This window comes from Aerosakkonema funiforme FACHB-1375, from assembly GCF_014696265.1.
In the GTDB taxonomy this organism is placed as follows: domain Bacteria; phylum Cyanobacteriota; class Cyanobacteriia; order Cyanobacteriales; family Aerosakkonemataceae; genus Aerosakkonema; species Aerosakkonema funiforme_A.
This window is the reverse complement of the sequence record NZ_JACJPW010000155.1, coordinates 1-15,987: the sequence shown is the minus strand read 5'-3', so window position 1 is coordinate 15,987 and position 15,987 is coordinate 1. Positions and strand designations below refer to the sequence as shown.

Genomic DNA, 15,987 nt, shown 5'->3' with positions numbered 1-15,987 from the left:
GCCAAAGCTCTTTTATATTGTTGTCCCGCCGGACAGTTTGTCTCTCCTTCAAAAGCATGACGCAGAATATATCTGCCCTGGAAATTTTGGCGATTTGACGTTTCTTGAAACATCAAATCTTCCGGAAACTTATCGCGAGTATACCGCACATGAATTCGGGTGATAAAAACATTGCTTGCTTGGTTAGTATTTAACCAAAAAACTCCCGCCTTACGCAATTCTTCTGGATTAAGTGGTTCGGCGGAACAAGGATCGCAGTTACTCATGTCCCAAGCGTATTCGAGAAAAGCGACTTTTTTGCCTTCTTGAGTATATGCTGTGGCAAACATCGCTTTGTAGAAATCGCCAAATTGATTCTTGACAAAGACTGGTATTTCTGTGTCAGATGGCACTTTGACAGTCCGGTAATTGGTAATTTCAGCTTGACCTTTTGGCGATAAGATATAAACAATTAAATCTTGAGCAGTGTTGGCGTTGACCATACCCAAACGAATCGGTAACATAAATTTGCTAGATTCGTAGGCAATTTGCAACGGTCTTAAGTATTGATAACCGGATTTTTGAAAGGCTGCTAAGTTGACTTTTGCCACAAAGAATTTCATGTTTTGGCGAATGTAAGGTTGCAGTAATTGACTCGCACCGGCTGGGATTTTATAACCGTTGCGTTGCAACCAAATTTGCAATCCGTTTGATTCTCTGGCGCTGAGAATTAAAATGTCGTATTCTCCCACACTGAAGCGCGATTCTACCGTGACCCCTAAAGCGCGATCGCGTCTACTTTGATTTGATTCTAATCGCCGAATATCTCCCATTGGTGCTGCTTCAGAACTAGGCGCAAAGGGAGGAATTGCACAAGGATTGGGATCGAAATATTCCACCAATCTCGGCGCACTAAAAGCATCCAACCTTTCCATAATTTTGGGGTCACCTACCCGCACCTGTTCTTGTTGCAAAACCACAGGAACGGGCACAACCAAGGCAAAATCTTTCACATCGCCTTGATAATCATTCGCCATCGTTAATATAGTGCGACTTGCATCGCGGGCGATAATTACCTGCGAAGCTTGGTTGTACAGTTTAGTATCTGCTTTGGCAACATAAAAACCGCAAAATGCCTCTGCTTTGGGGGCAAAGCAAATGAAGGCAAGCAAAGTGAGAATTAAAGCGATCGGTATACGAAACAGCTTCATTGCAAATTCCTTTTTTTCAAACTCCAGTAAGTTCGCCTATTGCCATATTAGAATCAACGGCAGAGTAGGACGCCGCCGTTTTGATAAAAGCATTGACATCCTCTTCCTTAGTATTAAATGCCGTCACCAAACGCAAAGTTGTCGCATCTTCACCCTCCCAAAGATAGAACAGAAAGCCTGCCGCTAAAAGTCCTTGGATAACTGTTTCTGGCAGCTGAATAAAAATTTCATTTGCTGACACTGGATGACAAAGTTTTACTCCCGGTAAAGAGGTAAGTCCTGCTGCAAGTCTTGCCGCCATCTCATTAGCGCGAGTAGCGTTTTTCAGCCACAAATTATCTGTAATGTACGCTTCAAGCTGTGCCGACAAAAATCGCATCTTCGAGAACAAATGCCCACCGCGTTTGCGACGATAGCCGAACATTTCCGCTAATTCGCGCTTGAAAAACACCACGGCTTCAGCTGCCATAGCGCCATTTTTAGTAGCACCAAATGACAGCACATCAACACCAGCACGCCAGGTAATTTCTGCGGGTGTACAATTCAAACTAACTACGGCATTGGCAAACCTAGCACCATCCATATGTAAGCTGAGATTGTGTGAGTGAGTAACCTCAGCAATTTGCTGAATTTCATCAGGTTGATAAACTGTTCCCGCTTCGGTTGACTGGGTGATACTGACTGCGGCTGGCTGTACGTGATGAACGACGCCTGCGCCTGCTTTTTTGAGTGCTTTTGTCAAGTCATCGGCAGAAATTTTGCCGTGAGAACCGGTCAGCGCGATCAATTTTGCACCGTTCGTATAAAATTCTGGCGCACCGCACTCATCAAGATTAATATGAGATTCGGTATGGCAGTAAATGGCACCAAAAGGTGGTGTGATAACTGATAAAGCGATCGCATTGGCAGCCGAACCGGTTGCAACTGGAAAAACCGTAACTTCAGTCTCGAATAATTCCGCAAATTTGGCTGACAATCGCTTGGTTAATTCATCGTTACCGTAGGGCATAACTGCACCTTCATTGGCTGCAATTATTGCTGCCATAATTTCCGGTGCGACTCCCGTTACGTTATCGCTACAAAAGTTCATAAATTTAACTTAGGTATCGGTTTACTATGCCGACGCAAACCCGATTTAATAATTTTAGGCTTTCGTCGGTTTTTACTGTTCTATCTGGATGTTAATCAAAAAATACCTTTCCCTGCACGCGAAAGTTTACCAATCCAGGGGTTGGCGATCGCGGAAAAATCCGTTTGTTGGCCCATCGTCGGGCAAAGTAGCCAACCAGACAATTGTATCGGCCCCTTGCTCGATCGTCCTTGTCGCATTTGGGCCGCCCATATCGGTTTTAACCCAGCCAGGACAAACTGAATTTACTAAAATATTCGTGTCTTTCAACTCGTAGGCAAGCATCCGCGTTAATACATTTAAAGCAGTTTTGGAAATCCGATATGCTGGATATGTGCCGCTCATTCGATCCATTCCAGACACTTGTGCTACGCCAGAAGATACATTTACTACCCGCCCATAATTATGCTGTTTCATCAGCGGAATCAATGCCTGACAAAGTAACAATGGCCCGTATACATTCGTCTCCATTGTTTGCTGCAAAGTACTAATCTTAGCGTTGAACACACTCGCTGCTGGATATTCGACAGGATCTGGTAATATTCCGGCGTTGTTCACCAAGATATCTAATTTACCAAATTCATTTCTCACAAACTGGGCAAGATGCTCAATACTGTCCGCACTGGTGACATCAAGCGGGTAAAATTTGACTTCTAATCCTTCAGCTTGCAATTTTTCAGCCGCAGCGTTACCTTTTTCTTCATCGCGACTGGTGAGAATAACTTGGATTCCTTGTTTTGCCAGTTGGCGACAAGTTTCCCAACCCAATCCGCGATTGGCACCTGTAACAACAGCTACTTTTTTTATTTCACTCATTTGTTTTATCTTATTAGGAATGATTTAATATTCTTTATAATAAAAGCCTAAACGATCGCGCATGAACTTTTCAGATCATTTCTCTTCGCACGCAAGCGAATACGCCAAATATCGACCCCGCTATCCAGAGGCGCTGTTTGAGTACTTAGCTGCCATCACACCAGAACGCGAACTTGCTTGGGATTGCGGTACGGGTAACGGTCAAGTTGCTTTGAGTCTAACTGCCTACTTTCAGCAGGTTTATGGGACTGATGCCAGTGAAAAGCAAATTGCTGAAGCTTTTGGGCACGATCGCATTCGTTATTGGGTCACAACCGCCGAACGCACCGAAATACCTAATAGTGCGATCGATTTAATTACTGTCGCTCAAGCTCTGCATTGGTTTAACTTCGATCTATTCTATCAAGAAGTGCGCCGCGTTCTCAAACCGAACGGGGTAATTGCGGTTTGGTGTTACGGTTTTTTTACTATTCCTTCTGCCGACGAACAACTAAATCAAGCCCTAGCACAATACTATCAAGCAGTTGAACCTTTTTGGCCTGCCGAAAGACAGTTAGTAGAGCAAAAATATCAAACTATTCCTTTTCCGTTTGTCGAATTAACACCACCCTCTTTCGCGATGACGATCGAGTGGAATGTCGCACAAGTTATCGGGTATTTGCAAACTTGGTCTGCCACCCAGCGATTTATAGGTCAACACGGTATCGATTCGATTGCAAAAATGTGCGATCGGCTCACAAACGCCTGGGGTAATTCACAAGCAACCAAGCTCATTTCCTGGCCACTTTCCCTCAGAGTCGGTCATTTGTAGAGTGGGCATTGCCCACCACAAACCGGGCGACTCGATCGCAAATTCAATAAACCTTACTAACCCCCAACAGCAAGCTTTTGTCTGCTCACAATATCATCCCCCGTTTGAACATCAAACCAGTGAATAAATTGGGGAGGTAGTGCCAACGTAATCTCTTCCTCATTCCAACTTTGGTCTGTCGGTAACAAAGCACGCAAAATAATTGAATCTGCCTGCGATCCGCGCACCCGCACGCTAATTAAATAATTCATTCCCAAATTTTCTGTCAAGATAACTCGCCCCTTAATTGTGTGTGGATATTCTGCTGCGGCAACGCGAACATTTTCCGGACGAATGCCGAACACAATCTGAGATGGAGAAGTGGGAATATCTGGGAGATGCACTCTAAAATCACCCAGCATCGCGTAACGTCCTTGGCAATTCAGCGTCAATAAATTCATTTGCGGACTGCCAACAAACCCAGCGACAAATAAATTGGCAGGATTGTTATAAATGCGACTGGGCGCGTCAAGTTGTTGAACCAAACCTTTGTTGAGTACAGCAACTTTTGTAGAGAGAGTCATCGCTTCTGTTTGGTCGTGAGTGACATAAACAACTGGGACTCTTTGTTCTGCAAATAGTTGTTTAATTTCCGCCCTAACTTTTTCTCGCAATAGCGCATCCAGATTACTCAACGGTTCATCTAATAAGAATACATCCGGATTCCGAACTAAGGCGCGTGCGAGGGCAACCCGCTGTCTTTGTCCGCCAGACATTTGACCGGGTTTGCGGTTCATTAACTCTTCTAAACCTAGCGATCGCGCTGCTTCTGCTACTCGCCCTTTAATTTCTTCCGTTGGTGTTTTCTTCAGTTTCAACCCCGAAGCGATATTGTCGTACACCGTCATATGAGGATATAGCGCGTAACTTTGAAACACCATCGCGATGTTGCGATCGCCCGGTGGCAAGTTTGTCACATCCCGATTGCCGATCGTTATCCGACCGCGAGTAGGTGCTTCCAAACCCGCAATCAGTCGCAGTATAGTAGATTTACCGCAACCGGAAGGCCCAAGTAACGTGAGAAACTCATCATCTTCTACGGTTAAACTAACATCTTTAACCGGGATAACTTTGGGAGTATAAGTCTTATTTAAATTTCTGATTTCGAGTTTTGCCATGATTTTATGAATGATGAATTTACGCTAACTTCAGCGGAGAAATCCACTGGCAATCAAGAATTTGAATGTTTGGCTTAATAAACTTTTTTAACCACCCGCTAGCTCCTTCTTTTTTTTGACTTTTGACTTTTGACTTTTGACTTTTCCCTATCCTTTGACCGCACCAGCAGTTAAACCTTGCACAATCTTGCGCTGGAAGAACAAAACCAATAAAACGAGAGGTAACGTTCCCAGCACAGTAGCAGCTGCGATCGGCCCGTAAGGAATTTCAAACACCGAAGCACCGCTTAACTGTGCAGTTGCCACCGGAATCGTTTTCATCGATTCGCGAGTCATAAAAGTAAGCGCAAAAATGAACTCATTCCAAGCAGAAATAAAGGTGAGGATTCCCGTCGTCACCAGTGCTGGAACAGTCATCGGCAGCAGAATATGCCAAAGCATTTGCAATGTATTGTAACCATCTACCCTAGCAGCATCTTCTAAATCTTTGGGCAGTTGTTGGAAGAAACTCCGCATCACCAAAATTGTCAGAGGCAAATTGATCGCGGTATAAGGAATTATGAGTGCCAGATAGTTATTACCCAAGTGGGTAGCTTTCACAACTTCTAACAATCCCAGAAATAGCAGCACTGCCGGAAATAAAGTCACAATCAAGATACTGGCGAGGATAATTTTTCTTCCCATAAATCGCATCCGCGCCAAGGCATAAGCTGCGGGTGCGCCTAATGCCAAACACAGCAGCGTCGTAGTAATGGAAACAAAAGCGCTATTAAAAATGTAAAGGGCAAACGGACGGCGCAGGAATAGAGATAGGTAATGTTCCAGCGTGATTTGTGTGGGAATGTAGACAACAGGAACCGCAGAGATATCTCTATTCAATTTGATGGAAGTTAATACTTGCCAGATAATCGGCCCCAGGAAAAAAGCCACAACTGCGAAGATCGCAACTGGCAAAATAATTTGTCGCCAATTGAAAGTTGAAGCAGATGTCGATCGCTCTTGTGCAATAGCCATAATTTAAGATACTCCTGCAATGTTAGAGCGTGCTTTGGACAACAAGAAACTGGCGATCGCGACAGCAGTTAATAACAACAAAAACGTCACCACAACCAGCGCTGCCCCATAGCCAAAATCCAGGTAACGCATCACCGTACTGTAGATATAAACAGAAACTGTTTCTGTCGCCCCCGCAGGGCCACCGCCAGTCATCACCTGAATTAAATCAAATATGGCAAAAGCTTGGGCAAATCTAAACAACAAAGCAATCACAATTTGAGGCATCAAAAGAGGTAGCGTAATTCTCCGAAAACTTTGCCAAGCAGTAGCGCCATCCAGGGCGTGAGCTTCGTAGAGGTCATTGGGAATTGATTGCAATCCTGCTAGCAATAAAAGCGCGATAAAAGGCGTTGTTTTCCACACATCGGCTGCAATTACTGCCACCATTGCCAGCACAGGATCTCCCAACCAGGTAATCCCAGTTTCAATTATGCCCAAACGTCGCAAAATATCGTTGATGATGCCGTAGCGATCGTTAAAAATCCACGCCCAAGCAACGCCCATCAAAGCAGTTGGCAAAGCCCAAGGCATTAGGGTAATTGTCCGCACGATACCGCGTCCTTTAAAAGCTTGATTTAGTACCAGTGCGATCGCAATTCCCAGAATTAATTCTAGCAGCACAGAACCAGCGGTAAACACCGTCGTGTTCCACATACTCTGCCAGAAGCGCCCATCACCTAACATCCGCTGATAATTGCTCAAACCGGAAAAAATTCGTTGTAGCTGAGAGCCAAGGTTTTGGGTATATAAACTCAACCAAAAAGCCCTCAAAATCGGGTAAGCAAATACTAGCGATAATAGGATTAATGCTGGTAATACCAATATCCATCCAGTTGTTTGTTCTCGTTGCTGTATAGGGTCTGATTTCATGCTGATTCGTAATTGGTAATCGCTAAATTACAAATGATATCATGTCCGGTGGCATCGGTAGTATAGGAGTGATGCTCTCATGTTATCTGTGGGAGTCGGGGGTTAAATTTTTACCGCAGATTAGGCAGATTAACGCAGATTAACGCAGATAAGAAAGCGATTTTTTATGGAAACGATGCTAACGGATATGATCTGACGATGACTGATGAATCATGACTGAATATTTAACTTTTTGTTTCTGTTTGCAGCTGTGAATTTTGGATTTTTTTAATTTGTCCTAGCAGATTGCGCGTTTCGCCAGATGCTGCTTGCATTGCTTGTTCTGCACTCATGCGTCCCGTAAAAGCCGCACTCAAATAACGTTGCAAAATATCGGAAGCTTGGGCATACTGAGCCAAAGGCGGACGTAATGCGGGTTGTTGCACAACAGATAGCAGTTGCGGATAATGAGGATATTTGGCAACAACTTGCGGATCTGTAAACAAAGATTTGTAACTGGGAACTAACCCAGTATTCAGAATCAATCTTTTTTGGATTGCTTCGCTGGTAAGGTACTGAATCAATCGCCATGCTTCCTCTGGATGTTTTGATGTTTTAGATATTCCCCAACCCCATCCACCCAAGCAGGAACCACCCCGATAACCAGCTGCGTGAATCATCGGTTTGATGGCAATCTTACCCCGGACTTTCGATCCTTCCTGATTCACCAATCTCCAAACATAAGGCCAGTTGCGTAAGAAAACCGCACTGCCATTTTGAAATAGCAGGCGCGTTTCTTCTTCCCCGTAAGTAGTGACGCCAGGGGGAGAAATACTGTTAGTAATTGTGTTGCGAAGAAACTCAACTGCTTGGATTGCCTGCGGTCGATCGAGTCCCACTTCCAAAGTTTCCGAATTAACCCAAAAACCGCCAAAACCTTCCAGTACCTCGACAAACATTGCCGATACACCTTCGTATTGCTTGCCTTGCCATAGATAACCCCAAGGTATTTTTTCCTCTTTCTTTAAACGTTGGGAAATTTCGATCATTTCTTGAAATGTTTCGGGTGGTTTAGCTCCAATTTTTTTCAACAAATCACTGCGATAGTAAAGTACACCTGCATCGGAAGCATGAGGTATGCGATACAATCTGCCTTGATATAGTCCCCCCTCAACATTACCTTGAATAAATTTTGATAATTGCTCTTTGCTAATTCTATTTGTGAGATCCATCACCCATCCAGCAGCGGCAAACTTGGGCACCCAAACAATATCCATGTTGATGATATCGTAGGGCGATTCTCCCAATAAAAAGGCCGAAGTGTAGAGCCCTTCGATTAAGTTTGTATCGAAGGGCCCTTCTACCATGTCGATACGAATGTCGGGATTTTTGGATTCAAATTCTCTGACAAATGGCCTCCAATTAGCAATGTCTTGACCCTGCATCAACATGGTGAGGACGACTGGTTGCTGGACTGTCGCTGTCCATCCCAACATGAGAATGCCCAAACAAATACCGATAAAAATTCTCATCCAACGCCAAAATCCTGGTGTTGGTGTTAAATTTTGCAGTTTTTTGAACGTATGGCCGTAAAACATTGTCGGCTTACCGAGCGAAATTTTTAATGAAGAGTTTGCTTTTGAAAACTGTCAATCCAATGGCTATAGGATAGTAACGCTGTTTGTTGTTCGTTGCGGGAAACCCCAAAGTATGAACCACAAACAATGTAAGACTATCGATGAGATTATTCTATCTTAGTGAGATTTAACTTTCGATTCTTTACATATCCTCATTTTGTTATATAGCTATAAAAATTCGCATTCGATGGATAAATAAAGATACAATATAGAAATAAGTTTAAGTAATCTGATTATTTATTTTTATCAATACGTAAAATAACTTCATAGGAATTGCTGCGATCGCTTGCTTTTTTAATGGCCGCCCCAAATTTGAAATGATGGCCGATCGGCACTAGGGCCTCAGCCTCACGCGACCATCATCGGTGCTTGCAGCCGTGTTTTCGCCTATTCTATCTTTAGATAGAGGAATTCATATAGAAATAATGAGAACTTAAGGTGGATTACCCTGGAACTTATAATGAAAGCCCCGACAAGATCGGGGCTATTTTTTTTGAGAGGTCATCCATCCAGACTGCCCCCTGCTGGCGGCACAAATGCACAGAAAGTTTTTTAGGGCTCCCCTCCCCTACGTCCTCCCATTCCCCCCCAAAAGCCAAAAGAAGCCTCAAGCCAGCCGCATTTCCTGGGCAGTAATCCCCGTGGTTGTATTGTTCGCGTATTGCAGATATTGCTCGATGTAGAAGTCTGGCGTATTTTTAATGGCTTGCACAGACTCGCGGTTACTCATCGCTTCCCACCATTGCCGAAGACGCACGCATTCCGAAGGCAGCGCAAAACTACGGTAATGTTCCAGTATGGGAAAACGTTCAAACCAAGGGTAGAAGGATAAATCCACCAAACTCAGCGATTCGCCAAACCAATAGGGGCCATTACCGGATAATTTAGCAATCCCCTCTTTTTCCATAAATAGCAAATGACTGTGTAAAGTTTGTGCAGATTCTTGTTGCTTTTCTCGTTCCTCGTTTATCCGTAAATTGTAGAAAGCAGGAACAAATTTCGTGTTAGCGAAATCAATCCAAATACGAGCCAAAGCCCTTTCCCCCGCATCTTTTGGCAGCAACGGCGGTTCGGTAAAAACTTCATCCAGATATTCATTAATGATGGCAGATTCCCACACAGTATTATCGCCGTGTTTGATAACTGGTACTTTACCATAAGGCGATATCGAAATAAACCAATCCGGCTTATTTTTCAAATCAATTTCTGTGAGTTTGAAGTCCACCCCTTTTTCCAGCAGAGTCAACCGCGTCCGATGTGCGAATGGACAAACGCTTGCGCTGTAGATTTCTACTTCAGCCATCTGTACCTTTCCTTGCTTGGTAGTTGTAATTTGATTGTGACTTGGAAAGGGCGAGTTTGGGGTGAGGTTTATGATTTTTGCAATATTATATAATGTAACGCATTGGCAGAGGAAAAATGAACCATCGCTACAGCATGATTATTCAATGTTTAGATGAAGATAATTGTTATTTAGTACATTTGCCCGAATTTCCTTGGCAGCAATTTCATACCCACGGTCAAACTTATGAAGAAGCTGCCAAACACGGTCAATAAGTAATTGAATCTCTGATTGAATGGTTTCAAGAAAAGGGAAAAGCTTTGCCAGAACCGATGGCATTTCCTCAGAAACCATTGAAAGTTGCATGATGCGATCGCACTCCCTCCCCAACTCTATTTGACATCTAGCTCACAAATCGCTAAAATGTGCTTGTTAAAAGGCTATCATGCACGTTATTACCTACAAAAGACTCAAAGAATTTTGGGAAAAGCACCCTAATTCCCAAACGAGCCTCCAAATGTGGTACGACCGGACAAAACAGCTTCAGTGGGAAAGCTTTGCAGACCTTCGCCAAGTCTTTCCCTCAGCAGATCTAGTTGGAAAATTCACAGTATTTAACATCAGTGGCAACAACTATCGCCTGATCGCTTTGGTAGATTATAAGTATAAAAAAGTCTTTATTCGCCACGTCCTTACCCATGCAGAATATGACACAGACAACTGGAAAAACGACCCCTGGTACTCGTAGCACTAGCGAGTATATGTCACTACTCGCAGCTTTTCCGCCACGTCCCATCGCTTCGGAGGAAGACTATATTGCTACCCAAAAAGTAATTGATTCGCTGATCGATCGACCTGAACTAACGCCAGATGAACAAGATTATCTTAATGTCTTAGGCAGTTTAATCCGCGATTACGAAGATCTTTACGAACCTATGCCTAGTATTTCCGGTTTAGATCTACTAAAAGCTCTGATGGAAGATTGGAATCTCCAAGAGAAAGACTTAATTCCTATTTTCCAAACAGAGTCAAATGTTTCCGATGTTTTGAGCGGTAAGCAGGAATTAACTGTAACCGATCTTGAAAAGCTAGGCGAGTTTTTAAATATTTCACCAGCCGTTTTTTTGAGCAAAGGTAATTGAAAAAAATCCTCTGGCATTTCTGCTAGGGGTAAAACTGCTAAATATTAGCTGAATCTGATTTTGGACGGCGATCGTTATATTGACACATAACAACATAATTACTAAAATTTTAATCAGTGCAACTAAACTAAAAATAACTCAATGCCGCCTGTTCGCCTTATATCGCCTTTGGCTGCTGCCGATCGCGGATTGCATGAAGTATATCAAAGCGAGTATGGCATTCTCTACCAAGGAGACTGTCTTAAATTTTTAAGTGTTCTACCTGATTCCTGTGCAGATATTGTATTTGCCGATCCACCTTTTAACCTTGGCAAGGATTACGGCAAATCTGTTAGCGATCGCATGAAAACAGAAGATTACCTAACATGGTCAAAACAGTGGTTAAATGAAAGTATTAGGGTGCTAAAAGAAGGTGGTAGCCTATTTATTTTTAACTTACCAAAATGGTGTATTGAGTACGGTGCATATCTAAATCAACAAGGAATGGTCTTTCGTCACTGGATTGCCTGTAGGATGCCGAAAGCTTTTCCTCGCGGAAAGAAGATGTCTCCGGCTCACTATGGATTGCTGTACTACACAAAAGGAGAACCAGCCGTTTTTAATAAAGTTTATACACCGATTCAGCTTTGCCGACATTGTGGCGGTGAAATAAGAGATTACGGCGGACATCGCAAAAAATTAAATCCCAAAGGTATTAATTTAATGGATGTTTGGGATACCCCTGAAGATGTTTGGGAAAATGCTTCTGCTGACGATATTAGCGATGAAGTTTTCTGGACTCAGCTTGAGGAAATGTGGACTGATATCCCGCCAGTGCGACATAAGCAACATAAAAAAAGAGGAGCCAATGAATTAGCTCCTATCATGCTGGAACGCATTATTGCTATGGCGTCGAATCCAGGACAAATTGTAATTGACCCCTTTGGAGGTTCTGGTACTACATTTTATGCGGCTGAGAAATTGCATCGATATTGGCTGGGTACAGAAATTGGTGATATACAGCCAGCAGTCCGCCGTCTAACTGACTTAGCAAACGGACAGGTGGAAGAGTGGGAATCGGCAAGGGGTAAGAAAAAAGTCAAATCAAAGCAAAAAGAGCTAAAAGGGTCGGAATTATCGGAATGGACGCAACTCTCTCTTAAGTTTTAATTAGATTAAAGCGCGACCATCCGTTCCTTTGGTAATTCTTGCTACGTTGGGATCGGTAAAATCATGCTCAACTACAAATATGGCCAGAAAACCTTCTGTTAGGTTAACTGCACGCCAAATATCGAAGTAAGGTTCTAGTTCTTCATAGTTGCCAATCCTGTCAGTCAGATAAGGATAAAGTCGCCGACTGGGAAGCACTAAGGCTGAACCCAAAATTACACCGCGTAACAGACCCAAAACTAGCTTGTTAACCGCACGATGACTCGATGAAATATTTCCTGTCTCCCATTCAAGTGCAAATAAATGATTATCTAATGTTTTCGTAGCATCTATTCTTCCTGGCGCTCTTGTAGCATAATTTATCGGCGTTTCAAGTTGCCAACCGAAATTTTCCTTAAGAGCAGCCATGCAAGCATTTTTAATAGGTTTAACTCCGTTCCCATGTCGCGTAGGATTAATTGTAAAGTTTGATGCGCCAGGAGGCCAAACGATTAATTCAATAGCGGTGCGAATCTCGTTTTGAATAACAGTCCATTCTTGCGATTCCGCGAAGCTACCTTTACTAATCAGCGATACCTCTCGAACAATTTTCACGGGTAATTCACTCAATATAAAAAATCCCCCGGTATCGCTACCAGGGGACAAAGTGGAGATGAGAAACCGGGTTTCTTTCGTTTGTTTTCGATATTTCCTGACTGCAACCCAAAGAAACCCGGTTTCTGAGATTTAGCCAACTGTTTGAAGCACCAATTCTCGTTGCTCAGCTTGTCGTACTTGCACTTCACCATCATCGCCAATATCGATAATGGCGGTGTCTCCGTTTTGGATACGACCGGATAGCATTGCTTCGGCTAAGCTATCTTCTAAGAGTCGCATAATTACCCGGCGCAGTTCTCTCGCACCGTAAGCAGGATTGTAACCTTCTTTCACCAAACGTTCTGTGAACTTTTCGGTGGCTTTTAAGGTAATTCCCTGTTCGATTAAGCGACTGGAAACTTCGCGCAACATGATGCCAGAAATATCTTTGACTTCATCTTTCGTCAATTGACGGAAGACGATAATTTCATCGAGGCGATTCAGAAATTCGGGACGGAAATATTGCTTGAGTTCGTCGTTCACTAGAGAACGAACGCGGTTGTAATTTGATTCGGTGATATTTTCCGATAACTCGAAACCGATACCGCCGCCGCCTTTTTCGATCGCTTTAGAACCGATGTTCGAGGTCATAATTATCAGGGTGTTCTTGAAGTCCACCGTGCGACCTTTGGCATCCGTTAAGCGACCGTCGTCTAACAGTTGCAATAGTGCGTTGAAGACATCGGGGTGAGCTTTTTCGATTTCGTCGAATAGCACCACGGAGTAGGGACGACGACGCACTGCTTCTGTTAGTTGACCGCCTTCATCGTAACCGACGAAACCGGGAGGGGAACCGATGAGTTTGGAGACGTTGTGCGCTTCCATGTATTCGGACATATCGACGCGAATCATCGCTTCTTCGGAACCGAACATATAAGCAGCTAAGGCTTTTGCTAATTCGGTCTTGCCAACTCCGGTAGGGCCTGAGAAAATAAAGCTGGCGATCGGACGGTTCGGATTCTTCAATCCCACTCTGGCGCGACGAATCGCACGCGCAACGGCTGTCACCGCTTCGTGTTGACCGATGAGGCGCTGGTGCAGGGTATCTTCCAAGTGCAGCAGCAACTCGGTTTCGGATGCGGCGATTTTGTTGACGGGGACGCCAGTCCAAGATGAAACGATGTGGGCGATGTCTTCTTCATCGACAACTGGTAAGATGGCGTTATCGGATTGTTTGTTGTTTGCGATCGCCTTCAGTTTACCTTCAATCTCCAATTCGCGATCGCGCCATTCTCCCGCTTTCTCAAAGTCCTGAACTTTGACCGCTTCTTCCTTCTCTTTAGTTACCTGACGCAATTCTTGCTTCAGTTCCTTAGTTGCAGAAGAATTAGTATTGCTCAAACGAACGCGAGAACCAGCTTCATCGATTAAGTCGATTGCTTTATCCGGCAAGAATCGATCGCTAATATAGCGGTCTGAAAGCTTAGCTGCCGTTACCAGAGCATCATCGGAGATTTTAACTTTATGGTGTTGCTCGTAAGCAGAACGCAAACCATATAATATCTCGATCGTCTCTTCGACAGAAGGTTCGCCTACCATAATCGGTTGGAAGCGACGTTCCAAAGCAGCATCCCGTTCGATGTGCTTGCGGTATTCATCCAACGTCGTCATCCCCATGCACTGCAACTCGCCTCTCGCCAAAGCAGGCTTGAGCATATTAGCAGCATCCATGCTACCTTGAATTGCGCCAGTGCCAATCAGGTTATGAACTTCGTCAATTACGAGGATGATATTGCCAGCTTGACGCACTTCATCCAGGATTGTCTTGAGGCGTTCTTCAAACTCACCTCGGAAGCGCGTACCTGCAATCAGCAAACCCATATCCAGACTGTACACTTGCTTGTCTTGCAAGATGTCAGGAATGCTTTTGTTGGCAATGCGCTGGGCCAAACCTTCTGCGATCGCAGTTTTGCCAACACCCGGTTCTCCAATCAACACCGGGTTATTCTTCGTGCGACGACCGAGAATTTGCACAGCGCGTTCTATCTCCTTCTCGCGACCCACCACCGGATCGAGTTTACCTTCAGCTGCTTGTTGGGTGAGATTGATGGCGAACTCATCCAAAGTCTTCGTCTTCCCGCCACCGCCAGAAAATCCCCGTTCCTGACCCCCGCCAACAGCTACAGCTGCCACATCTCCCAGCTTCTCCATCAGCTGCATACGGACATTCGTCAGGTCAACGCCCAGATTTTCCAACACCTTTGCCGCCACACCCGTCTCTTCGCGGATCAATCCCAGCAGCAAGTGTTCTGGAGCAATGTAATTATGCCCTAATTGACGAGCTTCATCAAAAGATTGCTCAAAAACCCGCTTAACTTTGGGGGTGAAAGGAATTTGCGCTGAAACGAAGCGAGAACCCCGACCGATAATCTTTTCTACCTCTACCCGTGCGCTTGGCAGGGTAACGCCGAGGTCGGACAGCACTTTGGCAGCAACGCTGCTTCCTTCTCCAATCAACCCCAGCAGGATTTGCTCGGTGCCCACGAGGTTGTGCCCCAGGCGTCGAGCTTCTTCCTGGGCTAGCATCACCGCTTTAACTGCTTTGTCTGTAAAGTATTCAAACATAGTGGGTTTACCTCACCGAGCCGTTCCATAAGCGCTTTCTCTAAGTTTGACGCCTATATGAACTTTTGTGTACTTTGCTATTACAAGAGTATCTCTCTGTGGTTTTAGTCCGCAGTCGTGAGAACCGTATGAGCTAGGGGTAGTTGCCGCCTTTTTTGAGGGGCCAGGGGGTAGGGGTTAGGGGTTAGGGATTGGTTTTGAGGATTGAATTTGAAAGATTCGTGGATGAATCTCGATATTTGAAAATGAAAAACCCGATTTCCTTGCCTAAGTCCTATTTAATTTCCCGTGCGATGATCGTTTCTGGCTGATTTGCACCTATGCGATGTCATTCGGTATAGATCTTAGGCAAAAATTTTAAGAAAACATGACAAACTAGCAAGTTAGGCAAAAATATGCTAATAAAATTTTATTCTAAAATGATAGCATAAATAAAAAAGCTATGTTGGTAGGGACAGTATTAAGTAGTCGGACAAAAGTAATCGACACTGTATTAACTTTTGTTAAGGCACTTGCTGGAATGCGATCGCTCACCCAAGTAGTACAAATGTATTGTAATAATTGACGG

At 44.1% G+C, this 15,987-nt stretch carries 14 protein-coding genes and 1 pseudogene; 5 read left to right on the top strand and 10 right to left on the bottom strand.

Translation table 11 applies throughout. From position 1 onward, the window contains the following. From H6G03_RS34160 to H6G03_RS34150, 3 genes are all read right to left on the bottom strand, one after another. The coding region (locus tag H6G03_RS34160) for a DUF2330 domain-containing protein (RefSeq protein WP_190474843.1) at window positions 1-1,190 on the bottom strand (1,190 nt) is incomplete at its 3' end. Window positions 1,191-1,206: 16 nt separating this feature from the next. Next, window positions 1,207-2,280: a threonine aldolase family protein gene (locus H6G03_RS34155; protein ID WP_190474841.1), complete on the bottom strand. Its 1,074-nt coding sequence runs from the start codon at window positions 2,278-2,280 to the stop codon at window positions 1,207-1,209. A 126-nt stretch (window positions 2,281-2,406) separates the two neighbouring features. Further along, entirely contained in the window at window positions 2,407-3,135 is a 729-nt protein-coding gene (locus tag H6G03_RS34150; RefSeq protein WP_190474839.1) for an SDR family oxidoreductase, read from the bottom strand. 61 nt (window positions 3,136-3,196) lie between these two features. Between H6G03_RS34150 and H6G03_RS34145 the strand changes: the two genes are divergently transcribed. Then, on the top strand, window positions 3,197-3,946 hold the full coding sequence (locus H6G03_RS34145; protein ID WP_190474838.1) for a class I SAM-dependent methyltransferase: 750 nt from the start codon (window positions 3,197-3,199) through the stop codon (window positions 3,944-3,946). 56 nt (window positions 3,947-4,002) lie between these two features. On the opposite strand, the gene H6G03_RS34140 is transcribed toward H6G03_RS34145, so the two are convergent. The 5 genes from H6G03_RS34140 to H6G03_RS34120 all read right to left on the bottom strand — a co-directional run bounded on the left by H6G03_RS34140 (window position 4,003) and on the right by H6G03_RS34120 (window position 9,948). Further along, on the bottom strand, window positions 4,003-5,103 hold the full coding sequence (locus H6G03_RS34140; protein ID WP_190474836.1) for an ABC transporter ATP-binding protein: 1,101 nt from the start codon (window positions 5,101-5,103) through the stop codon (window positions 4,003-4,005). Window positions 5,104-5,250: 147 nt separating this feature from the next. Beyond that, window positions 5,251-6,117 (bottom strand): carbohydrate ABC transporter permease, encoded by an 867-nt coding sequence (locus H6G03_RS34135; protein ID WP_190474834.1) that lies wholly within the window; start codon window positions 6,115-6,117, stop codon window positions 5,251-5,253. Between the two features lie 3 nt (window positions 6,118-6,120). After that, window positions 6,121-7,029, bottom strand: a complete 909-nt coding sequence (locus H6G03_RS34130; RefSeq protein ID WP_190474831.1) for a carbohydrate ABC transporter permease — start codon at window positions 7,027-7,029, stop codon at window positions 6,121-6,123. A 224-nt stretch (window positions 7,030-7,253) separates the two neighbouring features. After that, window positions 7,254-8,606: an ABC transporter substrate-binding protein gene (locus H6G03_RS34125; RefSeq protein WP_190474828.1), complete on the bottom strand. Its 1,353-nt coding sequence runs from the start codon at window positions 8,604-8,606 to the stop codon at window positions 7,254-7,256. Between the two features lie 646 nt (window positions 8,607-9,252). Next, window positions 9,253-9,948, bottom strand: coding sequence for a glutathione S-transferase family protein (locus H6G03_RS34120; protein ID WP_190474826.1), 696 nt, complete (start codon window positions 9,946-9,948; stop codon window positions 9,253-9,255). A 116-nt stretch (window positions 9,949-10,064) separates the two neighbouring features. On the opposite strand from H6G03_RS34120, the pseudogene H6G03_RS39930 reads away from it, so the two are divergent. The 4 genes and pseudogenes from H6G03_RS39930 (at window position 10,065) to H6G03_RS34100 (ending at window position 12,218) form a co-directional block, all read left to right on the top strand. After that, window positions 10,065-10,295, top strand: a pseudogene (locus H6G03_RS39930) (type II toxin-antitoxin system HicB family antitoxin). A gap of 77 nt (window positions 10,296-10,372) precedes the next feature. Beyond that, window positions 10,373-10,675 carry a type II toxin-antitoxin system HigB family toxin gene (locus H6G03_RS34110; RefSeq protein ID WP_190474824.1) on the top strand — a complete coding sequence of 101 codons (303 nt, stop codon included), beginning with the start codon at window positions 10,373-10,375 and terminating at the stop codon, window positions 10,673-10,675. A 13-nt stretch (window positions 10,676-10,688) separates the two neighbouring features. Then, on the top strand, window positions 10,689-11,069 hold the full coding sequence (locus H6G03_RS34105; RefSeq protein ID WP_242060525.1) for a helix-turn-helix domain-containing protein: 381 nt from the start codon (window positions 10,689-10,691) through the stop codon (window positions 11,067-11,069). A gap of 141 nt (window positions 11,070-11,210) precedes the next feature. After that, the gene (locus H6G03_RS34100) at window positions 11,211-12,218 is read left to right on the top strand and encodes a DNA-methyltransferase (protein WP_190474820.1); all 1,008 of its coding nucleotides are present in this window, start codon (window positions 11,211-11,213) and stop codon (window positions 12,216-12,218) included. Here H6G03_RS34100 and H6G03_RS34095 read toward each other — a convergent pair whose 3' ends face one another. Together H6G03_RS34095 and H6G03_RS34090 are read right to left on the bottom strand one after the other, a co-directional pair. Further along, on the bottom strand, window positions 12,219-12,812 hold the full coding sequence (locus H6G03_RS34095; protein WP_190474817.1) for a PDDEXK family nuclease: 594 nt from the start codon (window positions 12,810-12,812) through the stop codon (window positions 12,219-12,221). A gap of 132 nt (window positions 12,813-12,944) precedes the next feature. Continuing rightward, entirely contained in the window at window positions 12,945-15,419 is a 2,475-nt protein-coding gene (locus tag H6G03_RS34090; protein ID WP_190474814.1) for an ATP-dependent Clp protease ATP-binding subunit, read from the bottom strand. Window positions 15,420-15,987: the final 568 nt, after the last annotated feature.